This window comes from Chryseobacterium sp. (assembly GCF_008831505.1).
GTDB lineage: Bacteria > Bacteroidota > Bacteroidia > Flavobacteriales > Weeksellaceae > Marnyiella.
Genome location: NZ_CP044507.1, coordinates 846,300 through 868,227 on the forward strand (window position 1 = coordinate 846,300; position 21,928 = coordinate 868,227).

Sequence of the window (21,928 nt, forward strand, 5' to 3'; positions counted from 1 at the left end):
AGTATTTAATTGTCTTTTTGTGTGAGTAGATACCTGCTCCAGGCTTCGTCAAAAGCCTTGCTGTCGCCCAGGTTCCAGATCTTTTCTGAAAAATGCCTGATCAGTTTTTCACGCATTGGATGACCTTCGGCCAGGCAGTCCCTGTTTTCGGAATCAAATACATTGACTGCCGCATACATATACCGGAAACTGCGTACTCCGTTTGTGAAAACGGTGAATTTTTCCGCGGAACCCGGCAAAAGCTTTACGTCACGCCAGACCAAAGTATAGTTATTGTCAGTGGATTCCATGGCACGGTGCCAGGGTCCAAATGCGTTGTACATCAAGATCTTGGTGTAATTCTGCGAATTAACGCTGTGGAAGCGCAGTTCGTTATAGCTTTTGGTTTCTGTTTCGGTCTTGGTTTCAATCTTAGTGACCGTATAATCTCGGAAACCGTTCTTATAAAGATAATGCGTAAAAGGATTGGCTGTTTTTGAAAACCCTTTACTTTTTATTTTTGTCGGATCTTCTCCAGACCTTATCTGCGCGGAACTGAGTGTGCAGGCCGTAAATAACGCCAATGCTGAGAGTGATTTGATATATTTTCCCATTTTTTATAATATAGTTCCGGGCTTCCGGGTATATTCGGATTTAATTTCCGGAGATTATTTTCTGTCTTACTGCCTCATACAAAATTGCACCGCAGGCTACGGATACGTTCAGTGACTGGGTTTTACCTTCAATCGGCAGTTTTATTTTCTCATCTGAATGATGCAGGACTTCCTTGGAAATACCTGTTTCCTCATTACCCATTACAACGGCACAAGGCACAGAAAAGTCTGCGTCGTACACCAATTTTGACGCTTTTTCTGTTGCTGCGTACACCATGACGCCTGATTGCTGCAGGAAATCCACTGTATGTGCCAGGTTTTTTTCTTTACAGATTTTAATATTGTAAATGGCACCCGCTGAAGTTTTAATAGCGTCCGAGTTAATTGGCGCCGCGCCCTTTTCCGGTAAAATAATGGCGTCCACCCCTGTGCATTCCGCCGTGCGGCATATTGCACCAAAATTTCTTACATCGGTCAGGCGGTCCAGTATCAGCAGGAAAGGGGTCTTTCCGTCTTCAAAAAGTTGTGGAAGGACATCCTGTATAGTTTCAAAAGGAACATCTGAAATAAATGCCACCACGCCCTGATGGTTCTTCCTTGTAAAACGGTTCAGTTTTTCTACGGGTACATAGTTGGGCCTGATTTTGTGCTTCGCAAGCAGCTGCTTCAGTTCATGATAGATTTCACCCTGTAGGGCATTCTGCATAAAAATCTTATCGATGGTTTTACCTGCTTCAATAGCTTCAATAACCGGCCTAAGGCCGAATATAAAATCGTCTTTCCTGTCTGTCATAACTAAAATTTTTCTCCTAAGATGGCGCGCTTCTGTGCCATCACATATCCGAAATGGAGACTTTCGTGCATATTGTTAAAGATAATTGCATCCTGAATGTTTTTCAGGTCCAGACCAAAACTGGTGGTATATGGTGTATATTCCGAAAAAAAATCGGCATCATAATCCTTCATCAATATCCTGGAAGTTTCTGTAAGCAGGAAAGCCAGGTCCTCCACCTCCGACTGCTGCAGGTCCATATTGGGCAAAGTTCCTTTCTTATAATTCTCTATCCAGTATTTATCTATCCTGAATGGATTTCCGCTCAGATAATAGCACAGCAACTGCTGGGTAGCCACGGTGTGGGCAATATTCCAGTAAATATTATTGTTGAATCCATCCGGAATCAGGGTGAGATCCTGGATTGAGGTTTCCTGCAGGATTTCAAGCAGGTTACTCCGTACCTGGCGGTGGGCCTGAAAGTGATAGTTCATCTGCGAATAACTTTAATTGTCAAAAATAGTGTATTAAACTGAAAACGCAATTGTAATGATGTTACAATAGAGATTTGTAGAGTTTATGCGTCTCTTATCTACAGAAAACAGTTCCTGTTGGGATCCGCAGTTCAAAGATTAACAAACTTTAACTTGTAGCTGGCACCGAATGTGTTGATTGGTGTGGTGAAATTATCAGAAATTTACCGTCAAATACAAAAAATCATATGTCAGAATTACATCAGGCAGAAGACATAAAGCAGTTAACAGAAAAAGTTAGGGAGCAGAACTACTTTTTTTCACTTTTAAAGCAGGAAATCAACAAAGCCATCATCGGTCAGGAATATATGATAGACCGGCTTCTAATTGGCCTTCTTGGCAACGGACATGTTCTGCTTGAGGGTGTTCCCGGCCTAGCTAAAACCCTGGCAATTAAAACGCTGGCTGATGCTGTTCAGGGCGAATTCTCCCGTATACAGTTTACGCCTGACCTTTTGCCTGCAGATGTCATCGGTACCCAGATCTACAACATAAAAGAGAATGATTTCTCCATAAAGCGCGGACCTATATTTGCCAACTTTGTTTTAGCTGATGAGATTAACCGTGCACCGTCTAAAGTTCAGTCGGCCTTGCTGGAAGCGATGCAGGAGAAACAGGTAACCATAGGCGATGAAACAATGGCCTTGCCTAAGCCATTCCTGGTTCTGGCTACGCAAAATCCTATTGATCAGGAGGGTACTTATATTTTGCCCGAAGCACAAAGTGACCGTTTTATGCTGAAATGCCGCATCGATTATCCTTCGCTTGAAGATGAGAGACAAATCATGAAGATGGTAGCAACATCGCATCAGCCGCAAATCCGGCCGGTAATCAGCCTGAACAATATCGTTGAGGCCAAAACGCTCATCAACCAGATCTATCTGGATGAAAAGATTGAAAAATACATCCTTGATATGGTTTTTGCCACACGCTACCCGGACAAATACGGACTGGGTGAACTGAAAAATTTCATCAGCTTCGGTGCCTCACCGCGTGCATCCATTAACCTTGCCATAGCATCCCGCGCCATGGCATTCCTGAAAAACCGTGCCTTCGTCATTCCTGAAGATGTGAAAGATGTTGCCAAGGACATCCTTCGCCACAGGATAGGACTTAGTTTTGAGGCAGAGGCTGAAGAGGTAACTTCCGATGAGGTGGTGGACCGCATCCTGGCACGCATCCAGGCCCCCTAATTTTCTAAATTATCCGAAGGCGTGCAGATCAGAGATATTATAAGGAAAGTAAAGCAGATTGAAATCCGGACCCGAAAAAAGTCCGAAGCCACACTTATGGGCCAGTATCACAGCGCCTTTAAAGGCCAGGGGATGACCTTTTCTGAAGTGAGACCTTATCAGTTCGGCGATGAGATCCGGCGCATAGACTGGAACAAGACGGCGCGCTTCCGGGAACCTTTCGTGAAAGTAATGGAAGAGGAGCGGGAACTCACTATGATGCTTCTCGTAGATATTTCGGCGTCAATGAATTATGGAACCAGAACCCAGCTGAAAAAAGAATTTGTAGCTGAGATTGCCGCAAGCGTTGGTTTCTCGGCCGCGGGCAATAATGACAAAGTAGGTCTGATTCTTTTTGCTGATAAAGTCTATAAAGTGATCCCGCCTCAAAAAGGGAGAAAACATATCCTGGCAATTATCTCCAATATCCTGACCGCAGACTTTGTGCCCGCAACTTCTGACCTCAATACTGCCTTGCAGTATATGCTGGGCATTTTCAAAAGGAAATCGCTTGTTTTTCTGTTTTCGGATTTCAACGATGAGTATGATTCCCGCACGCTGAAAATTGTGGCTCGCAAACACCAGATGCTCGGTATCCGGATCTATGATGATAAGGATAAGGAAATACCCGATGTAGGATATGCACTCTTTCGGGACAGCGAAACCGGACAGCAGGTTTGGGGAAATACGTCGAGCAAAAGATGGCGCTATGAGTTTGCTGAGGCACAGCAACAGAGACAGCGTGTGGTGAAGGAGGATTTTGAAAATGCCTCAGCGGGCTTAATAAGTATGAATACCGGTGAGGATTATTCCAAACACCTTTATCAGTATTTCCGGAAAAAGTAGTAGATTCATTGCTGGATATGATATTAAAAAAGTCGGTTTTCTTTGTTATTATTTTACTGGGGTTCATGGTGCAGTCCCAGACTCTGGGATCAAAGGTGGACAAGGAAACTCTTGCGCTTGGTGAAGTGGGCACCTACACTGTTTATATTTCAGGATTACAGGGTAAAGTGGTGAATTCCGCGCCGGAGAATGAGTTGCTGCCTTTCCATTTTGAAGAGATTTCGGATTCTGTTGCGGTATCTGCTGAAAGGTATGAACGTATTATACAGTTTGCGGTTTTTGAGGAGGGAACGTATACCATTCCTGCACTTGAATTTAATATTGGTGGTAGCGTGCAGAGGACTGTTCCCTATGAATTAAAAGTGGTCAATACTGCCCAGAAAGGCGATGAGATTAATGACATCCGCAAAAACAAGGAAGTAACTCTGGATGCGGTAGACTACTGGGATATGTACAAATGGTATATCATTGGAGTCCTTGCGCTTTTGATTTTGATAATCACAATAATTTTGGTGCGCAGATATTTGGCAGCCCGAAAGACCTCGCCCAAGGTCATGACTAACAGAACAATACGGGAACTGGAGGAACTCAGGAAAAAGAAGTTTATTGAGCGTGGCGACTACCGTTCCTATTATGTAGAACTTATAGATATAACACGAAAATTCATCAGCAGACAGTACGCCATTCCGGCAGACGTCCTGCTTACGGACGACCTGATTGAGGTAATGAAACGCAGCAACAGTATCTCTCCCGAGAATGAAGTAATTGTGGAAAACGTTTTTCTGAGGGGTGATCTTGTAAAATTCGCCAAGACCTTTCCCGACCGCGAAATGATGGAAAAAGACTTCAATGACATCCGGGAATTTGTAAAGAGATCTTCCCATGATCTTGAAACTGAACAGTTAAGGTCTGGTGTATAATTGACGGATATGATGATGGATTTTTTTAATTTTGAATTTTACAGCCCCTATTTTTTACTGCTGTTTCTACTTTTTATTCCATTGCTGGTTCGTGATATCCGTAAAAGACCGAATCAGGGAATTTCTGTTCCTACCACTTTGCCAATGCCGCAGAGTGGCGGACCCAGGTTTATTTTTTTTCTGCTTAAAATCTCCAAATATCTGATACTTTCGGCACTTATCCTTGCCCTGGCCAGGCCGCGGACTTTTACAGTTTCTCAGGACCGGGACGAGACCAAGGGGATTGATATCATGCTTTCTGTAGACGTTTCTCTAAGTATGCTGGCCCGCGATCTGGAGCCCGATCGTCTTACAGCGCTTCGAAAGATTGCCATCGAGTTTGTAGGCAAGCGGCCCAATGACCGGCTTGGTTTGGTAACTTATTCTGGTGAAGCATTTACCAAGGTCCCGGTTACCAGCGACCATCAGGTAGTTATAGATGAACTTTCAGTTCTTAATCCGCTTGAGCTGGAACCCGGCACTGCCATCGGAGAGGGGTTGTCCGTAGCCGTAAACCACCTGAAAGACAGCCGTGCAAAAAGCAAAGTTATTATCCTGATGACAGATGGGGTGAACACTATACCTAACGCAATGAATCCGCTGTTGGCCGCGCAGTTGGCGCAGGGCGCCGGCATCAAGGTGTATGCGGTGGGAATCGGTACGAACGGATATGCGCTGATGCCTACAGGCACTGATATTTTTGGCGATTTGGTTTTCACGGAAACGGAAGTGCGAATTGATGAGGCTATGTTGCGCGAAATTTCTGCAGCAACCGGCGGAAAATATTTTCGCGCCACCTCAACAGAGTCACTTGGTGAGGTTTATGAAGAAATAAACCGCCTGGAAAAATCTGAAAATAAAGCCGCAAAGCTCTATAATTACACAGAATTTTACATTTACCTGCTGTGGTTCGCATTGTTGATTTTATTGGCAGATGCGCTGCTCAGATGGTGGCTTTACAAACAGTTTACTTAAGAAAATGGATTGGAAAGAGCTTAGTGTAGGAGATTACAGGTACTTGTTGTGGTTGCTGCTGCTTCCGGTGGTGCTGCTGTTGCTTTTCCGCTTCCGCAACTGGATGGAGCGCGCAAGGCAAAATTTCGCTGATTCCAGATTTCACGAGCGTCTTTTCGAGTCGGCCTCGGTATTCAGGAAATATTTCCCCGTCTTATATATTCCCGCAGTTGCTTTCCTGCTACTGGCGGTGCTTGATTTACGTGGTGGTAGCGAGGAAGTGGAAACCAGGCAAAATATGAACAATGTCATGTTTGTGCTGGATGTTTCCAATTCCATGAATGCCGAAGATGTTTTGCCTAACCGGCTGGTCCTGGCCAGGAATATTATGATCCGGACTATGGAAAAAATGACTAATGACCGTGTAGGGATTGTGGTCTTTGCCGGTGAAGCCACCTCCATTATGCCGTTGACTACAGATTATACAGCCGCAGAAACCTATATTGGCGGAATTGAAACCAGCATGATGAAAATCCAGGGTACCGATTTTCTTAAGGCGATGCAGGAAACGGCCCGCAAATTCAAGAATGTACCAAAAGGGTCACGAAAGGTGGTTCTGATAAGTGACGGGGAGGATAACGAAGGAAATGAGGAAAAGGCCGTACGGTTGGCAAAAAGTGAAGGTATATCTGTTATATCCGTGGGAGTAGGAACTGAGCAGGGAGCACCGGTTCCGGAATATATCTTCGGACAGCTGATGGGTTATAAAACAGACCGTACCGGCCAGACGGTACTTTCCCAACGTCAAACCCGAGCTCTGGAGAAGATGGCGTCGGGATCCGGCGGAGCCTTTATAGACGGTAATAATCTTGAGGAGTCGTCGGGTCAGATCATAGATGCGCTTTCTAAAAGCGGTGCGGGTTCCGGCACTATGGTTCGGTCGCAGAATTCCGTTCTTTTTTATCAGTATTTTCTCGCTGTAAGTATTTTGCTGTTCCTGCTTATCTACCTGCTGAATCCTAAGAGGGATCTCAATATTTAGCTCTGAATCTTGTTGAAAAGCCCTATGAATCCCCTTTTAACCTAACTTTAACGCAAGTGTGGCTTTTTATTAACAGATAAAGGGATATTTTTGTAAAATGCATTTTAGGAGCTTCATTATCACGATATTTATGGTAGTTTTCTGCGGCACTTGGGTGTTCGCCCAAAAAAGCTATAAATCGTTGGTGCACGAAGGTAACCGTTTTTACGAAAATAATAAGTTCGAAGCTGCTGCATCGTCATTTATGGAAGCGGTAAAAACTGATAAGAACAGTTATACCGCTCATTATAATCTTGGCAATGCACTCTACCGCAGTAAAAAGTACGAGGAAGCCATCGCAGAATATCAAAAAGCCAGCGAGCTTTCACAAAATCTGCGTGATAAAGCCTCAGCGTTGCATAATTTGGGAAATACCTATATGCAGCTTAATAAGCCTGATAAAGCAGCAGAATTTTACAAGCAGTCCCTTAAGCAGGAACCACGCAACGAGCAGACACGTAAAAACTACGAAATCGCCAAACTTAAAGACCAGGAAAATAAGCAGAACCAGGGCAAGGGCGGTGGTGGAGAAGGTCAGCAACAGCAGGATCAGTCCGGGCAGGGTGATCAGAAAAAAGACGGACAGCAGGGAGCCGGAAGTGGACCGGAAAGTGAAGGCAAGGATAACAGTGGAAATAATCCCAACCCAGATAAACAAAACAATAACGGAGCTTTGCCCAAAGGCATGCAGGAGGCCATCCTGAACCGGGTTTCAGATAAAGAACGGGAAACAGCGAAAAAGATTCTGAACAAGGATTCGTACTCGATGCCGGAGAGCAACGAGAAGGATTGGTAATGACTAGATTCTATCCCATACTTTTTATTTTTTTTGCGGCATTTTCTTATGCGCAGGTTAACCTGGTTGTTACTACCGACAGAAATACCCGCGACTTTAAGGAAGAAGACCCCATTGTGGTAAACATTCTGCTGGAAATTGCCGGAAAGGACATGATTCAGCAAACGCCTTTGCGTATGTTTGATACTTCCAGGTTTGAAGTTATAGCGAGCGGTTCCGAACAGAATACTTTCATCGACTCAAAATCAGGATTTAGGGTGAACAGGACCCTTTATCAGTATGTTCTCAAACCAAAAAAAACGGGAAAACTCAAGATCGGATCGGCTTCGGTAATTGTCAATGATAAACTGTATCACACCGAACCTTTTGATATCTTCATCAGCGAATCCGAAAAGAAAGTCATAGCGGACAAAAGCTTCAGTGAAATCTATTTGAATATGGAGCTGGACCGGGATGAAGTATATAAGAACCAGCCTACTGTTGCTGTCCTACGCGCCTATTCCCGTAACCTCAACAGTTTCCGCAAAGTCCGCGACATAAAATTACCTGACAATATAAAACTGACGGTTCGCAAGGTCAGTTCCGAAAAATCAGAAATCGAACCCGCCGGGAATATTTCCAGTCAGGTACTGGCAGTTTTTCTGATTTATCCTTCGGAGTCGGGGAGGTTGGATATCGGTCCGGTAAGTGCACGGGTGTCCTCCGGTAATTCAAAGATTCTGTCAAATAAATCCAGGCTGAAGGTTAAAAGTTTACCGCCGTCCGCTCCTGCGGGATTTAAAGATGCAGTAGGGAATTTTGAGCTCCAGCTTTCACATTCCGGCGAAAAGGCCGAAGTTGAAAAACCGGTGAAAGTGTCACTCACTTTACGAGGTGAGGGTAATTTTGACAATATGACACTGCCGAAGATCAGAGAATCGGAAAGCTACCGTTTTTACACTCCTAAGATTGTTACAAATACAAAAGTTTCCAAATCCGGAGTGAGAGGTGAGGTTACGGCACATTATCTTATTATTCCGCAAAAACCCGGGCCGCTCACTGTCTCCACAGATGCATTCTCTTTCTTTAATCCTGAAACGGGCAAATATGTAGACCTGGGCAGCCGGGAAGTGAAGATGGATGCACTTACGCACAACGAAATACTGGCAGCGCGCACTCCCATTGAAAAGGTGAATGATTATACGAATACCGTGCTGGAAACCGTAGACAATCCTGTAATAAAAACCACTAATCTGCGCGTAGAGGAAAGAAAAACTGTAAACTGGAAGACGGTATGGATCAACCTTGGACTTTTGCTGGCCGCTGCTTTGGGCCTGTTGTGGTTTCGAAAGTACCGCAGGACAAATGCGGGTGCCAGCTCGGCAAAACAGCAAAAAGATTTAGGTACGATTGCCGAAACAGAGCGGGAGTTAAAAGCAAAGGAGGCTGTGGACACGGATATATATGTTCCTTATCTGCAGCAGTTGGCAGATAATGCTCAGTACGACAGATTCTTTGAAACGCTGGCAGAAATGGATGCAGCTTTCCGTGCGGTTTTTGGAACAAACACAACGGCTGATTTCAAGGTTGTTCTGGAGCAGTCCTTCGGGCAGAATATGGCCGAAAATTACCGTATTTTGCAGCAAAAAATCCAGATGGAAAAGTTCGCACCCGTCCATACCCCCGAGCACATCCGGGAACTTCTTGAAGAAACCCGGAATTTATATTCGCAAATTAACAAATAAACAAAAATATTTCATATTTTTGCGAAATTATTAAAGCGTCTGTAATGTTTGAACACTTTTCCTGGAAAGAGATTTTAACCTGTTCTATGGTTCTGTTTGCCGTAATCGATATCATCGGATCCATCCCGATCATCGTGAGCCTGAAGAAGAAATTCGGTAAAATTGAATCAGAGAAAGCAGCTATTGTAGCGGGCCTTCTAATGATTGTTTTCCTTTTCGTGGGTAATAAAATCCTTAATTTTATTGGTGTTGACGTAAATTCGTTTGCGATAGCGGGTGCATTTGTCATTTTTATAATAGCTCTGGAAATGATCCTGGGTGTGCAGATACAGAGGAATACTGAGGCTACTTCAGCTTCCATTGTGCCTATTGCTTTCCCCCTGATCGCCGGTGCGGGAACTCTTACAACTACGCTGTCACTGAAGGCCGAATATCACGATATCAATATTATATTCGGAATTGTATTGAATACAATTTTTGTATATGTTGTTTTAAAATCCGCAAACTGGATTGAAAGAAAATTAGGTACCGGAACTCTAAAGGTGATTGAAAAAGTTTTCGGAATTATCCTTTTGGCCATCTCCATTAAATTATTTACCGCTAACTTTGCGCAGCTATTTCAAACTTACGTTCATTTTTAATATATAATCATGCAGCTATATTATAAGATATTTCTGGTCCTTTTTATCCTATTCATAGGTTTTAACCTCTATGCTGTGGACTGGAATATCGGTTTGATGAATGATGATAATCTTAAATACGTATTTTCCCTTTCGGCAGGTATCGTAGGACTTCTCTTGGTATTTGTTCTGCATACCTGGAGCAAACTCAGGTCGCGTCCGTAACTGCAAGGTTATTTAAAACTGCGCCGGCTTTCAGTTCAGTTTCCTGCCATTCTTTTTCGGGATTACTTTTCGCATTAATTCCTCCGCCTGCGTACAGGTGGACACCCGATGCTGTGAAGCGCGCGCACCGAAGATTTACAAAATACTGAATTTCACTTTCTGTTTCCACCCTGATATATCCCGAATAGAAAGACCTTGGATTCTTTTCGAATGCAGCAATTGCTTTTTGGCAGAAATCTTTCGGAATTCCGCAGACGGCAGGCGTAGGATGAAGTTCAGCTATCAGCGCTTCCAGGTCATGTTTTTTTACCTTGGCTTTAAAGTCTGTCCGCAGGTGCTTGATGTTTCCGGAATGATGATCGTATGTTTCAGAAATCCATATCTCAGAACTGTATTTCTGAACCGTTTCAGCAATGTACAGCGTTACTGGCCTCTGTTCTTCTGTTTCCTTATCTGTCCAGTCTTCCTCCAGAGGAAGTGTGCCTGCCAGGCTCATGGTTTCAAAAACTGATGTCTTTTTGTTAAATCTGCCTAAAAGTTCAGAAAATGCGCCCATCCAGCAGTGCGGCCCTTTATTAAAAAGATAAACAAAAGCGTTAGGATAAGATCTGCACAGATTCAGAAAGCTTCTGCCAAAATCAATTTCCCCGCTGCCCGAAAGCTTGCTGTACGGTAAATATTTCTGCCGGGAGAGTACCAGTTTAGGAATTTCATTCTTTCTAACAAATTGAATTACTTTCGCCACCCTTTCCAGGTATTCTTCTTTACTTTCAGAACGAAAATAAGGATCCGGTCCACCTGTAACCCGCGGAAAGGTCGAGCTCAGTATTTCATCATTTGATAACCTCATCAGTTTACCGCCAAACCGCACCGTCTCAGTTTCATCAAATGAAACAAGCTTTACCGGAAACTCGTTTTCCGGCCCCTGTACGGTGAAAATTTCAGGTTGGAAAGGGAACTTGAGGAAGATCATTATGAAAGCTTGCTGTGCAGAATGATATTATTTGTCATGGTGGTATGATTGATAAGGTGGCCTTTTGCATCCCTTATTTCAATCTGCGAAACATGAACTGTATTCCCCTTGCGTATGAAGGAGGCTTTTCCGGTCACGGTGCCTGTGCGTATTGCACGCAGATGGTTGGAGTTGATATTGGTGCCAACCGGCGCATATTTTTCCATATCTACATGAAGTACTGACAGACATGAGCCAAGTGTTTCGGCCAGAGCCACGCTGGCGCCGCCGTGCAGGATGCCGTAGGGCTGATGCACACGGGGTTCTACCGGCATTTCTGCAGTTAGGGATTCATCATCAACATCAGTAAACCGTATATTGAGGGTTTTTCCAAGATTTTCCCGACCCCAGTTGTTCAGCCGGTCCAGGATTTCATTTCTTTTGCTGTCTTCCATAATAAATCAGCTGATATTTGGGTTCCAGTTTTCAGGGACCTTTGGCGTTATGTCGTATTCCTTGTAGTAGTCGGAGATGTGCTGCAGTACCTCCTCATAACTCATTAGTTTAAGCTTTTCGTATTGTATGGTATGCCCCAGATAAACGGTATTGCGTTTAAAATCACCTGCTCCCAATACAATGGGTAATTTTGCCTCCATTGCCATATAATAAAAGCCTTTCCGCCATTTCGGTACCCAGCTGCGCGTCCCTTCGGGTGTTATTACCAGACTGAAATTTTCCTTTTCGAACAGTCTGCCTACAAACTTTACGAGATCATTTCTCTGGCTGCGGTCTATACCTATACCCCCCAAAGCCTTTACGATCCCACCGTACCAACTTTTGGTGTGCTCATCTTTAATGATAATTTTAAGAGGTTTGCCCAATGCCCAGTATGCGAAGTTACCCAGGATATATTCCATGTTGTGGGTATGGGGAGCAATAACGAGGATACAGCGTTCCAAAACTTTTGGATCGCCGTGTAAAACCACTTTCCAGCCCAGCATTTTCAGTGCCAGCGCACCAATAATTTTCTTCATGAAGTGTATTGTTAAAAACAAAAAAAGTATAACCAGCAAGGCTATACTTTACAAATATATTGAAATATTAACTCTCCTAAAACAAACTGCTTACTAAATAAACAATCTTAAATACGATTTCTAAAACAAGCTGTACCATAGGTGAAATTTTTGTGGTTTTGGTGGAACGAATTTACAATTTTATTTTTAATAATTAAAAAGCATGTGATGCTAATTTTTTAATTAATAATCAGACTGATAAGGAACGGGCAGATAAAACCTGAACTGGGAGCCTTGAAACTCTGCCCGTTGCCAAATCACTTTCTTACCTGGTCTTGATGGATACTACCTTTTTTTGGCCATTAATGGAGATATTGATATCCTTAATGCTGTCGGTATCTATCTTCAGCTTTTTAATCATCAGATCTGCCTCTTCTTTGGATACCTTTTTGCCGTTTACGATTATGGAATCGGCATTGTTTGATGATACTACGATGCTGTTACTGCCCGTGTTCTGATTTCCGTACCTGTCATCTTCATCCCGGTCATCACTCAGTGAAAAGCCCTGCTCATCATTCAGTGCAATTACGCTCATGTTTTGTGGAACTACCAGTTCATAATCCACCCGGTAGTCACGGAACCTGTATTCGTAGGGATAGGAATAGTAGTTAGGGAGCAGTATCTTATTGTTCACGATTTCTACGGGAATATTTACCTTAAGTGGCAGATTATAGCCGTCTGCTCTCTTCTTCACTTCCAGGTATGGCGCGGCTACATTTTCACGGCGTACATGGATATCAGGATAGTCCTGTTTATAGATTGTTTTTCCGTCGGAATATATATCATCCCAATACGATTTAAAATTCTGGGGAATCACCACTTTTTTCACATCTACCATTATGGAGTCCGATGTGGTATTTATGGCTACATTCTCTGTTTCATCATTATTCCCGCTGTACTGCGTGCTGTATTTAATTGCACTTGCTCCTGTAAATGCGGCTAAAGCAATCCAGATCAGTACAAGTCCGCCAATTACATAACCTGTATTGTTGAGTTTAGTTCTTGGCGAAAACAGCTTAATGGCCAGGTAGCAGAAGATCAGAGCCGGAATAAACACCGTCAGGAATGCCAGGGCTATAGCCAGGAATCCCAGGTTGCTGTCCTGCAGATAAAATCCTAAATTATCAAAGAAATTGATATTACTGGTTCCTGCCAGTCCGAAAACACTTATTGAGGCCAACAGCATGGATAGACCGATGAGCCCGAATATACCGCCAAGTATATAACGGATTACGTTCCAGATGCCGTTTCCTGCATTATTAATATAGGGTTTGTTCTCGGTATAAATTTCCCCTACACGCTGCGTGGATTCATTGGCAAACTGTACCAGTTTATTGGATTCACTTTTCAGGTTGTCAAAATTCATGGGTTTGCCTTTCATCTTCAGGAAGTCTGCCGCCGTTTGGGCTTTAGGCAGGACAATCCAGAAGATAATATAAATCAGTATAATCAGTGAGGTGGAAATTGCTGCTGTAAATATTCCCAGGATGGCTATACCTAACCAAATGGCACGCATCGCACTGATGTCCATACCAGTGTAGTGTGCCAGACCGGCGCAAACACCTGCTATTTTTTGCCTTTCGGGATCACGGAACAGCTGTTTCGCACCTGGATTGCCAAAAGCCTTCCGGCTGTTTTTATTATTCGTTTCAGAATAATAGGCTTCCTCCTGCTCTTCAATTACTTCAGGTTTTCCAATCTGGAATATAACCTTTTCAACGTCTGCGTCATTTATGACTTCGCGTCTGCCAAGGGTTTCCTTAAATATTTCGACCATCCGTATTTCGATGTCGTGCATCACTTCATCAGCTTCTGTAGGCTCCAAAGAACTTCTTAGGGCTGCCAGATAATCGCTGAGTTTTATATAGGCGTGTTCCTCAATCGTAAATGAGAAACCGGCGAGTCCAATTGAGAGTGTCTTGTTCATAGTTTTAAGAATTTGCTTGAAACGGATTTTCAGTCCCGCTTGTCGGATTGTTTTTAGTGATTTGGTTTACAGATTCATTCAGCTCGCGCCAGGTAGTCAACAGTTCAGCCAGAAACAGGTTTCCTTTTTCGGTGATCTGATAATACTTCCTTGGCGGCCCTCCGGTAGATTCTTCCCAACGGTAGGAAAGAAATTCGCCGTTTTTCAGTCGGGTGAGGAGCGGATAAAGCGTTCCTTCCACCACATCCAGTCTGCCTTTCTTTAGCTCATCTATGAGATCGGAAACATACATCTCGCGCTCATGGATCAGACTCAAAATGCAGAATTCCAGAATTCCTTTGCGCATCTGCGCTTTCGTGTTCTCGGTATTCATTTAGTTGAGGTTATGATTTGGTTAATAATTCTGAACTGATATAACTTAACAATACAAAGATATGTTATTTATTCAGTAATATGCAATACAAAGTAGTATAAAATTGTGTTATTACCTGTTAAGTGGTTGATTATCAGTATAAAAAATTTATAAGAAATTTTACTGTACTTAATTCTAAAATTAAATTTGATCAAATTTTAAGCAAAATTTCAGATAATATCCATTTTTAGTAATTTTATACGAAAATTAAAAAAGCTATGAATAACCACGAAATCGATTACAGGATACATGGAGAAGAAATGCAGTGTGTGGAGATTGAACTGGATCCTAATGAAAGCGTCATTTCCGAGCCGGGAAGTTTTATGATGATGACCGAAGGCATACAGATGGAAACCATGTTTGGCGACGGTAATGAAAAGGGTCTTATGGGCAAATTGTTCTCGGCAGGCAAACGCTTGCTTACCGGTGAGAATCTTTTCATGACAGCTTATACAAATATATCCAGTCAGAAAAGGCAGGTGTCTTTCGCGGCCCCTTACTCAGGGAAAATAATCGCGTTGGATCTTTCGCGGCTGGGTGGAAGGGTAATCTGCCAGAAGGACAGCTTCCTGTGCGCTGCCAAAGGAGTATCTGTAGGTATTGAATTTCAGAAGAAGCTGGGTACAGGGCTTTTTGGTGGCGAAGGATTCATAATGCAGAAATTGGAGGGAGACGGGATGAGTTTTGTGCACAGTGGCGGCCACGTAATTGAGAAACAGTTGCAGCCCGGCGAAATACTCAAGATCGACACCGGCTGTATCGTTGCTTTTACCAAAGAGGTGGATTATGATATCCAGTTTGTGGGTGGCATCAAGAACTCCATTTTTGGCGGCGAAGGACTCTTTTTTGCGCAGCTTCGCGGTCCCGGAACAGTTTGGATACAGACCCTGCCCATTTCCCGACTGGCTGCCCGTATACTCCAGTTCGGAACCGGAAAAAAAGGTGAAGAAGGAAGTGTACTCGGAAAATTGGGTAATCTCCTGGACGGTGACGGATTTTAAAGACCGGTTTTCAATAAACGGATTTTAAGCGGGTTTATACAGCCTGCTTTTTTGTTTTATTGAATCCCTGGACCTGCGCTAAAAAGACATTAATCAGGGTGCTGAATTTTTGCATAAAAATTTAAATATCAGTATTTTTGTGAATTACTGAAATTTGAGCTAAAGCTGCAATGCAATACCGGCAGCATTTTATATGAGCGAAAACAACAACTTTAATTATACCGAAGACAATATCCGGACGCTGGACTGGCAGGAGCACGTTCGGCAGCGGCCCGGGATGTACATCGGAAAGCTGGGTGACGGATCGTCTGCTGATGATGGAATCTATATCCTTCTGAAGGAAATCATTGACAATTCCATAGATGAATTTGTAATGAAATCCGGAAAGCGGATTGAAATCAAGATTGATGAAGGTAAAGCTGTGATCCGCGATTTTGGCCGTGGGATACCGCTTGGGAAGGTGGTAGACGCGGTTTCCAAAATGAATACCGGTGGTAAATACGACAGCAAAGCCTTCAAGAAGTCTGTGGGACTGAATGGTGTGGGTTCCAAGGCTGTTAATGCGCTTTCTGACTTCTTTAAAGTTAAATCAGTGCGCGAAGGCCGGATGAAGATTGCCGAATTCTCCAAAGGGGTAGTTACCCACAACCACGACGAGGCGGATACTTCCGACCGTAACGGTACGGAAATTACTTTTATTCCGGATCATGAGATCTTCCCGCATTTCAAATTCAGGAAAGAGTATATAGAAAGGATGCTCCGAAACTATGTTTACCTGAATCCGGGACTCAAGATTATCTTCAACGGTGAAACTTTTTTTTCGGAAAACGGTCTTAAGGATCTGCTTCAGGAAGAACTGGAGGGCGACATTCTGTATCCTATCATCCATCTGAAGGCTGAAGATATTGAGATTGCGGTTACACATTCAGACAAATCGCAGTCGGAAACCTATTTTTCTTTCGTAAACGGTCAGAATACAACGCAGGGCGGTACTCACCTCAATGCATTTAAGGAGGCCTATGTAAAAACAATACGCGAATATCTCAATAAGACCTACGAAGCCTCGGATATTCGCAAGTCCATTATAGCGGCTGTTTCCATAAAGGTTATTGAGCCGGTTTTTGAATCCCAGACCAAGACCAAACTGGGCTCGAATGATATGGAGCCGGGAAAAGAAACCATCCGGACTTTCATGAATAATTTCCTTAAAAAGGAACTGGATAATTACCTGCACAAAAATCCGGAAACCGCCGAGGCGGTTCACAAGAAAATCCTGGTTTCGGAACGCGAGAGGAAAGAGCTTTCCGGTATTCAGAAACTGGCCCGCGAGAGAGCGAAGAAAGTATCACTTCATAACAAAAAACTGCGTGACTGCCGCCAGCATTATAATGACCAGAAGGCAGAAAGGAAAGCAGAATCCCAGATTTTCATTACCGAAGGAGATTCGGCCTCCGGTTCTATTACCAAGTCACGGGATGTTGAAACCCAGGCTGTTTTCTCACTGCGCGGTAAACCGCTGAATTCCTATGGTCTTACTAAGCGGGTGGTGTACGAAAATGAGGAGTTCAACCTTTTGCAGGCTGCGCTGAATATTGAAGACTCATTGGAGGATTTGCGCTACAACCAGGTAATCATTGCCACAGATGCCGATGTGGACGGTATGCATATCCGGCTGCTCATGATCACCTTTTTCCTGCAGTTTTTCCCGGATCTGATCCGGAACGGGCATTTATACATCCTTTCCACACCTTTGTTCAGGGTGCGGAACAAAAAAGAAACGCGTTACTGCTATTCCGATGCCGAAAGGATAAAAGCGCTGAATGAGCTCGGCAAGAATCCGGAGATCACACGCTTTAAAGGTTTGGGTGAGATTTCCCCCGATGAATTTAAGCATTTCATTGGCAAGGACATCCGGCTTGAACCCGTGGTAATCGGTAAAGATCAGACTATAGAGCAAATCCTGGAATTCTATATGGGTAAAAATACTCCGGACCGGCAATCCTTTATCCTTGAAAACCTGGTAGTTGAAGATCCGGAAATTGACAAAAAGGAAAAACTGGAAGATGTGCACGTATAATTTGCAGCATCCATTATCAAACAGAATTAATTTCGCGCTTGCGCGGACCAATATATGACTGAAGAAAACCTCCATGAAGGGGAAAGTTTAAGGAAAGTATCAGGGCTGTATAAGGACTGGTTTCTGGATTACGCCTCTTACGTAATTCTGGACCGGGCCATTCCGTCGGTCTACGACGGTTTCAAACCTGTGCAGCGCCGGATCATGCACTCCATGCGTGAGCTGGAAGACGGCCGCTACAATAAGGTGGCGAATATCGTTGGGAATACAATGAAGTATCATCCTCACGGTGACGCCTCCATTACCGATGCGATGGTTCAGATTGGGCAAAAGGAACTGCTCATCGATACCCAGGGTAACTGGGGAAATATCTACACCGGCGATTCTGCCGCTGCCGCCCGTTATATTGAAGCGCGCCTAACACCCTTTGCTCTCGAGGTTGTTTTTAACCCAAAGACTACCGAATGGTCCAAATCTTATGACGGCCGGAACAACGAGCCTATTGACCTGCCCGTAAAATTCCCGCTGCTCCTGGCACAGGGGGTGGAAGGTATTGGGGTTGGACTTTCAACTAAAATCCTGCCGCATAACTTTAATGAACTGATCAGTGCATCAGTTGCGCATCTGAAGGGCAAAAAGTTTCAGGTGTTCCCGGATTTCATTACCGGTGGTTTACTGGATGTAGCCGAATATAATGATGGTGAAAGAGGCGGTAAAGTACGCGCAAGAGCCAGGATTGTTCAGCGTGAAAAAAACCTGCTGGTCATTACCGAACTTCCCTACTCCAAAACCACCGTAGACCTTATTGACAGTATAGTAAAGGCCACCGAAAGAGGTAAGATCAGAATAAAAAGGATTGAAGACAATACCTCGGATAAAGTGGAAATCCTGATTCATCTTGCCAATGATGTATCTCCGGACAAGACCATTGATGCACTGTACGCCTTCACCGACTGTCAGGTTTCCATTTCGCCTAATGCGTGTGTAATCGTGGGTGACAAGCCAATGTTCCTGAGTGTTTCCGAAATCCTGCGCATGAATACCGACCACACGGTATCTCTGCTGAAAAAGGAACTTGAGATTGAACTTCATGAACTTCAGGAAAGCTGGCATTTTGCCTCGCTTGAACGTATTTTTATTGAAAACCGGATCTATCACGATATCGAAGAAGTTAAATCCTGGGAAGAAGTTCTTACGACTATTGATACAGGCCTCAAACCGCACACCGGGCATCTGCTGCGTGAGGTAACAGAAGAGGATATTGTCAGGCTTACCGAGATTAGGATAAAGAGGATTTCCAGGTTTGACCTTGATAAATTTAAGGAAACCATAGCAGCGCTCGAGGATAAGATTGAAAAATGCAGATACAATCTGGAACATCTTATTCCGTATGCCATAGACTACTTCCTGAACATCCAGAAGAAATATGGTAAGGACCGCGAAAGAAAGACCGAGATCAGGATATTTGATACGATTGATGCTTCCAAAGTAGCGGTTGCAAATGAAAAATTCTACGCTAATTTTGCTGAAGGATTTATTGGAACGTCGCTGAAGAAGGACCAGTTCCTTTTTGACTGTTCGGATATTGACGACATCATTACCTTCCGTCGGGACGGAACCATGAAAGTCGTCAAAGTTGAAGCCAAGACCTTTATCGGCAAAGACATTGTTCACGTAGGCATCTGGAAAAAAGGCGACACCCGCACTGTTTACAATACCATTTACCGCGAGGGACGCGACGGCCCTTATTATATGAAGCGTTTCTCGGTGACAAGCATTACGCGTAACACCGATTATCCGCTTGCCTCTGAGAAAAAAGGATCCGAATTCCTCTATTTTTCTGCCAATCCCAACGGTGAGGCAGAGCTGGTGACGGTCTTGCTGAAGCCCAATGCGCGCGTACGCAAGAACAGGATTGACATAGATTTTTCCGAGCTGGCCATTAAAGGCCGGGCCTCACGCGGAAATCTGGTTACAAAATATACCATCAAGAAAATCGATCTGAAGGAGGAAGGCCACAGTACCCTGGCTCCGAGAAAAATCTGGTTTGATGAAACGGTGCGCCGCCTCAATGTGGATGCACGCGGTACGCTGCTGGGAAGCTTCAAAGGCGACGACCGCATCCTTACCATCAACAGTAACGGTGAGGCGAAACTGGTTTCCTTTGACCTGATGAACAGGTTTGACGATGAATATCTGGTGTTGGAGAAGTGGATTCCGGAACAGCCAATTACCTGTATTTATTTTGACGGTGAGAAAGGTATTTATTTCATCAAAAGATTCCTGCTGGACCACACCCCAAATATTCAGCATTTTGTACCTTCAGATCATCCCAAAACTTTTATTGAACAGATTATTACTGTGGACAGGGCACAGGCAGAGATTGTTTTTGCCAAAGAAAAAGACAAACAGCGCGACCCCGAAACTATCATTATCGATGATTTTATCTCGGTAAAAGGCATAAAAGCCATTGGTAACCAGCTTACGAAAAGCAAGGTGAAAAGCATTAACATCACCCTGCCTGAGCCGGAGGAAATGAATCCCGGTTTCGACGAGGTAGAACAGAATGAAGACAGTGTGGCCTTTATAGACCACGATGTGGCCAATGGAGACTACCCCGAGGAAGGTGCCATCGGAAATCTGTTCGGGGAGTAATTTAATCTGATGCCGCTTACCGCATCATCAATGAAAAATATATGAGTTTAGTACTGATTATAATTATCGCGGCTACGGCCCTTATAAGTTTCATAGCCTTCAGCAACCAGCCGCTGTTCGAGAAATATAAATTCAATGTAGGAGCGATCACCAATAACCGGGAGTATATCCGGCTGATCAGCGCAGGATTCCTGCATGGAGACATGATGCATCTGCTTTTCAATATGATGACGCTCTACTTTTTTGGGCCCATCGTGGTGCAGGCGTTTGGCCAAATTGGATTTTTAATCGTTTACTTTGGTTCCATACTTTTAGGCAACCTGTTTTCCCTTTATCTGTACAAAGCCCAACCCTGGTATTCGGCGATTGGTGCGAGTGGCGGTGTCTCCGGGATTTTGTTTGCTTCAATAGCAATGATTCCGGATCTGGGTATATACTTTTTCTTTATCCCAATACCCATTCCGGGTTATATATTTGGCTTTTTGTACTTCGCCTATTCCGTATATATGATGCTTAATCCAAGACCTCACGACAATATCGGACATGCTGCTCACCTCGGAGGTGCAGCTTTCGGACTTGTATATGCCGTAGGTTTGCTGCCGGAAGTGGCATTAAGTAATATCCGTTTCCTTGGCATTATGTCGCTGCCACTGCTCTATATGGCGTATATGGTTTTTGTGAGAAAGGCGATCTGATCACTTTTCTGTCTCGCATTAAGTAGGCATATTACCTCAGCATAAAATAGTAAATCAGCGCCCAAACGGTGATAAAGAACAGGCCCGGGTACAGCACAGACCTTAACATCTGCATGTCCTTTTTCACAAAGGCCAGGTAAATCACGTAAATGATAAATATGATGATGAGTCCTATTGGAATTAGTGGGTAAGTCATGGCATTTGTTTTAAAAGTTCGACATTATCATTGCGGAATTTTGCGACGGTTCCGAAAGTTTCAATTGAGTGAATTTTAAATCACCTTCTCACGAACGCCGTTCCCAGCGTACCTAAAGTTAATAAATCTATTTGATTTACATCCTCAGATACAGCACGACAGTAAAACAGCCATTATTCTATATCATCACAAAAATTGTCGGAAACCGACATTCTGTTCCTGTGGTTAATTCCCCAGTCTTTCAGGGCATAGATAATCGGCGTCAGGGTGTCAGCGTACGCTTCTGCTTTGTAAATGATACGCGACGGATAATTATCCGAAACCGTACGGCGTATGAGCTGGTGGCGCTCCAGGTCCTTCAGTTCCTTGGCCAGCACACGTGCACTGATCCCCGGGATACTTTCCTGTATGGCATTAAACCTCTCATTACCTACTGAAACAGAGATAATAATTGGCAGTTTCCATTTACCATTTATAACATTCAGGGCCTCACGTACCGGTTCTAAAGTGTCCAGACAATTGCTGCATTCTCTCTTTGCCATAATCATCTATTATAGATATAGCGCTTACCTTTTGAAAGCACTATACAAAAGTAAGTTAATTTT

General features: G+C 43.8%; 23 protein-coding genes. 13 read left to right on the forward strand and 10 right to left on the reverse strand.

Translation table 11 applies throughout. The annotated features are described in order from the left end of the window. Nucleotides 1-5: 5 nt before the first annotated feature. Genes F7R58_RS04010 through F7R58_RS04020 form a run of 3 tightly spaced genes read right to left on the reverse strand, consistent with a single transcriptional unit; the run spans nt 6 to nt 1,859 of the window. The gene (locus F7R58_RS04010; protein ID WP_158063658.1) at nt 6-593 is read right to left on the reverse strand and encodes a hypothetical protein; all 588 of its coding nucleotides are present in this window, start codon (nt 591-593) and stop codon (nt 6-8) included. 40 nt (nt 594-633) lie between these two features. Beyond that, nucleotides 634-1,386, reverse strand: a complete 753-nt coding sequence (gene rlmB / locus F7R58_RS04015) for a 23S rRNA (guanosine(2251)-2'-O)-methyltransferase RlmB (protein ID WP_158063659.1) — start codon at nt 1,384-1,386, stop codon at nt 634-636. A gap of 2 nt (nt 1,387-1,388) precedes the next feature. After that, a complete protein-coding gene (locus F7R58_RS04020; RefSeq protein WP_158063660.1) occupies nt 1,389-1,859 on the reverse strand; it encodes a DinB family protein in 471 nt (156 codons plus the stop codon). A gap of 227 nt (nt 1,860-2,086) precedes the next feature. On the opposite strand from F7R58_RS04020, the gene F7R58_RS04025 reads away from it, so the two are divergent. The 9 genes from F7R58_RS04025 to F7R58_RS04065 all read left to right on the forward strand — a co-directional run bounded on the left by F7R58_RS04025 (nt 2,087) and on the right by F7R58_RS04065 (nt 10,335). After that, nucleotides 2,087-3,091 carry an AAA family ATPase gene (locus F7R58_RS04025; RefSeq protein ID WP_158063661.1) on the forward strand — a complete coding sequence of 335 codons (1,005 nt, stop codon included), beginning with the start codon at nt 2,087-2,089 and terminating at the stop codon, nt 3,089-3,091. Nucleotides 3,092-3,112: 21 nt separating this feature from the next. Next, complete coding sequence (locus F7R58_RS04030; protein WP_158063662.1) at nt 3,113-3,976, forward strand: DUF58 domain-containing protein; 864 nt, start codon at nt 3,113-3,115, stop codon at nt 3,974-3,976. Nucleotides 3,977-3,993: 17 nt separating this feature from the next. Next, entirely contained in the window at nt 3,994-4,896 is a 903-nt protein-coding gene (locus tag F7R58_RS04035) for a BatD family protein (RefSeq protein ID WP_158063663.1), read from the forward strand. Nucleotides 4,897-4,908: 12 nt separating this feature from the next. Continuing rightward, on the forward strand, nt 4,909-5,910 hold the full coding sequence (locus tag F7R58_RS04040) for a VWA domain-containing protein (protein WP_410493615.1): 1,002 nt from the start codon (nt 4,909-4,911) through the stop codon (nt 5,908-5,910). Nucleotides 5,911-5,914: 4 nt separating this feature from the next. After that, nucleotides 5,915-6,931, forward strand: coding sequence for a VWA domain-containing protein (locus tag F7R58_RS04045; RefSeq protein WP_158063664.1), 1,017 nt, complete (start codon nt 5,915-5,917; stop codon nt 6,929-6,931). A 130-nt stretch (nt 6,932-7,061) separates the two neighbouring features. Further along, a complete protein-coding gene (locus F7R58_RS04050; RefSeq protein WP_229723847.1) occupies nt 7,062-7,766 on the forward strand; it encodes a tetratricopeptide repeat protein in 705 nt (234 codons plus the stop codon). After that, entirely contained in the window at nt 7,766-9,490 is a 1,725-nt protein-coding gene (locus F7R58_RS04055; protein ID WP_158063666.1) for a BatD family protein, read from the forward strand. Before F7R58_RS04050 ends, F7R58_RS04055 begins: the two co-directional genes overlap by 1 nt. 44 nt (nt 9,491-9,534) lie before the next feature. Beyond that, nucleotides 9,535-10,131, forward strand: coding sequence for a MarC family protein (locus tag F7R58_RS04060; protein ID WP_158063667.1), 597 nt, complete (start codon nt 9,535-9,537; stop codon nt 10,129-10,131). 9 nt (nt 10,132-10,140) lie between these two features. Next, a complete protein-coding gene (locus F7R58_RS04065; protein ID WP_158063668.1) occupies nt 10,141-10,335 on the forward strand; it encodes a hypothetical protein in 195 nt (64 codons plus the stop codon). Here F7R58_RS04065 and F7R58_RS04070 read toward each other — a convergent pair. From F7R58_RS04070 to F7R58_RS04090, 5 genes are all read right to left on the reverse strand, one after another. Beyond that, on the reverse strand, nt 10,319-11,308 hold the full coding sequence (locus F7R58_RS04070; protein WP_158063669.1) for a chorismate-binding protein: 990 nt from the start codon (nt 11,306-11,308) through the stop codon (nt 10,319-10,321). The two genes, F7R58_RS04065 and F7R58_RS04070, sit on opposite strands and share 17 nt — an antisense overlap. Continuing rightward, complete coding sequence (locus F7R58_RS04075; protein WP_158063670.1) at nt 11,308-11,742, reverse strand: PaaI family thioesterase; 435 nt, start codon at nt 11,740-11,742, stop codon at nt 11,308-11,310. The genes F7R58_RS04070 and F7R58_RS04075 overlap by 1 nt, the downstream gene beginning before the upstream one ends. 6 nt (nt 11,743-11,748) lie before the next feature. Continuing rightward, nucleotides 11,749-12,321 (reverse strand): 1-acyl-sn-glycerol-3-phosphate acyltransferase, encoded by a 573-nt coding sequence (locus tag F7R58_RS04080; protein ID WP_158063671.1) that lies wholly within the window; start codon nt 12,319-12,321, stop codon nt 11,749-11,751. A 304-nt stretch (nt 12,322-12,625) separates the two neighbouring features. Next, on the reverse strand, nt 12,626-14,287 hold the full coding sequence (locus F7R58_RS04085) for a PspC domain-containing protein (RefSeq protein ID WP_158063672.1): 1,662 nt from the start codon (nt 14,285-14,287) through the stop codon (nt 12,626-12,628). A gap of 4 nt (nt 14,288-14,291) precedes the next feature. Next, entirely contained in the window at nt 14,292-14,660 is a 369-nt protein-coding gene (locus tag F7R58_RS04090; protein ID WP_158063673.1) for a PadR family transcriptional regulator, read from the reverse strand. A 257-nt stretch (nt 14,661-14,917) separates the two neighbouring features. Here F7R58_RS04090 and F7R58_RS04095 point away from each other — a divergent pair, with 257 nt between their 5' ends. The 4 genes from F7R58_RS04095 to F7R58_RS04110 all read left to right on the forward strand — a co-directional run bounded on the left by F7R58_RS04095 (nt 14,918) and on the right by F7R58_RS04110 (nt 21,127). Beyond that, nucleotides 14,918-15,700, forward strand: a complete 783-nt coding sequence (locus F7R58_RS04095) for a TIGR00266 family protein (protein WP_158063674.1) — start codon at nt 14,918-14,920, stop codon at nt 15,698-15,700. Between the two features lie 193 nt (nt 15,701-15,893). After that, a complete protein-coding gene (locus F7R58_RS04100) occupies nt 15,894-17,777 on the forward strand; it encodes a DNA topoisomerase IV subunit B (RefSeq protein ID WP_158063675.1) in 1,884 nt (627 codons plus the stop codon). Nucleotides 17,778-17,831: 54 nt separating this feature from the next. Then, a complete protein-coding gene (locus F7R58_RS04105; protein ID WP_158063676.1) occupies nt 17,832-20,432 on the forward strand; it encodes a DNA gyrase/topoisomerase IV subunit A in 2,601 nt (866 codons plus the stop codon). A gap of 41 nt (nt 20,433-20,473) precedes the next feature. Next, nucleotides 20,474-21,127: a rhomboid family intramembrane serine protease gene (locus tag F7R58_RS04110; RefSeq protein ID WP_158063677.1), complete on the forward strand. Its 654-nt coding sequence runs from the start codon at nt 20,474-20,476 to the stop codon at nt 21,125-21,127. Nucleotides 21,128-21,158: 31 nt separating this feature from the next. On the opposite strand, the gene F7R58_RS12920 is transcribed toward F7R58_RS04110, so the two are convergent. Further along, the gene (locus tag F7R58_RS12920; protein ID WP_187695259.1) at nt 21,159-21,323 is read right to left on the reverse strand and encodes a hypothetical protein; all 165 of its coding nucleotides are present in this window, start codon (nt 21,321-21,323) and stop codon (nt 21,159-21,161) included. A gap of 173 nt (nt 21,324-21,496) precedes the next feature. Continuing rightward, nucleotides 21,497-21,865, reverse strand: coding sequence for a winged helix-turn-helix transcriptional regulator (locus F7R58_RS04115; protein ID WP_158063678.1), 369 nt, complete (start codon nt 21,863-21,865; stop codon nt 21,497-21,499). Nucleotides 21,866-21,928: the final 63 nt, after the last annotated feature.

What these genes read in the sequence shown, in the direction of transcription:
- F7R58_RS04010 (WP_158063658.1), bottom strand. Translation starts at nt 593, where the DNA reads ATGGGAAAATATATCAAATCACTCTCAGCATTGGCGTTATTTACGGCC.
- rlmB (WP_158063659.1), bottom strand. Translation starts at nt 1,386, where the DNA reads ATGACAGACAGGAAAGACGATTTTATATTCGGCCTTAGGCCGGTTATT.
- F7R58_RS04020 (WP_158063660.1), bottom strand. Translation starts at nt 1,859, where the DNA reads ATGAACTATCACTTTCAGGCCCACCGCCAGGTACGGAGTAACCTGCTT.
- F7R58_RS04025 (WP_158063661.1), top strand. Translation starts at nt 2,087, where the DNA reads ATGTCAGAATTACATCAGGCAGAAGACATAAAGCAGTTAACAGAAAAA.
- F7R58_RS04035 (WP_158063663.1), top strand. Translation starts at nt 3,994, where the DNA reads ATGATATTAAAAAAGTCGGTTTTCTTTGTTATTATTTTACTGGGGTTC.
- F7R58_RS04040 (WP_410493615.1), top strand. Translation starts at nt 4,909, where the DNA reads ATGATGGATTTTTTTAATTTTGAATTTTACAGCCCCTATTTTTTACTG.
- F7R58_RS04045 (WP_158063664.1), top strand. Translation starts at nt 5,915, where the DNA reads ATGGATTGGAAAGAGCTTAGTGTAGGAGATTACAGGTACTTGTTGTGG.
- F7R58_RS04050 (WP_229723847.1), top strand. Translation starts at nt 7,062, where the DNA reads ATGGTAGTTTTCTGCGGCACTTGGGTGTTCGCCCAAAAAAGCTATAAA.
- F7R58_RS04055 (WP_158063666.1), top strand. Translation starts at nt 7,766, where the DNA reads ATGACTAGATTCTATCCCATACTTTTTATTTTTTTTGCGGCATTTTCT.
- F7R58_RS04060 (WP_158063667.1), top strand. Translation starts at nt 9,535, where the DNA reads ATGTTTGAACACTTTTCCTGGAAAGAGATTTTAACCTGTTCTATGGTT.
- F7R58_RS04065 (WP_158063668.1), top strand. Translation starts at nt 10,141, where the DNA reads ATGCAGCTATATTATAAGATATTTCTGGTCCTTTTTATCCTATTCATA.
- F7R58_RS04070 (WP_158063669.1), bottom strand. Translation starts at nt 11,308, where the DNA reads ATGATCTTCCTCAAGTTCCCTTTCCAACCTGAAATTTTCACCGTACAG.
- F7R58_RS04075 (WP_158063670.1), bottom strand. Translation starts at nt 11,742, where the DNA reads ATGGAAGACAGCAAAAGAAATGAAATCCTGGACCGGCTGAACAACTGG.
- F7R58_RS04080 (WP_158063671.1), bottom strand. Translation starts at nt 12,321, where the DNA reads ATGAAGAAAATTATTGGTGCGCTGGCACTGAAAATGCTGGGCTGGAAA.
- F7R58_RS04085 (WP_158063672.1), bottom strand. Translation starts at nt 14,287, where the DNA reads ATGAACAAGACACTCTCAATTGGACTCGCCGGTTTCTCATTTACGATT.
- F7R58_RS04090 (WP_158063673.1), bottom strand. Translation starts at nt 14,660, where the DNA reads ATGAATACCGAGAACACGAAAGCGCAGATGCGCAAAGGAATTCTGGAA.
- F7R58_RS04095 (WP_158063674.1), top strand. Translation starts at nt 14,918, where the DNA reads ATGAATAACCACGAAATCGATTACAGGATACATGGAGAAGAAATGCAG.
- F7R58_RS04100 (WP_158063675.1), top strand. Translation starts at nt 15,894, where the DNA reads ATGAGCGAAAACAACAACTTTAATTATACCGAAGACAATATCCGGACG.
- F7R58_RS04105 (WP_158063676.1), top strand. Translation starts at nt 17,832, where the DNA reads ATGACTGAAGAAAACCTCCATGAAGGGGAAAGTTTAAGGAAAGTATCA.
- F7R58_RS04110 (WP_158063677.1), top strand. Translation starts at nt 20,474, where the DNA reads ATGAGTTTAGTACTGATTATAATTATCGCGGCTACGGCCCTTATAAGT.
- F7R58_RS12920 (WP_187695259.1), bottom strand. Translation starts at nt 21,323, where the DNA reads ATGACTTACCCACTAATTCCAATAGGACTCATCATCATATTTATCATT.
- F7R58_RS04115 (WP_158063678.1), bottom strand. Translation starts at nt 21,865, where the DNA reads ATGGCAAAGAGAGAATGCAGCAATTGTCTGGACACTTTAGAACCGGTA.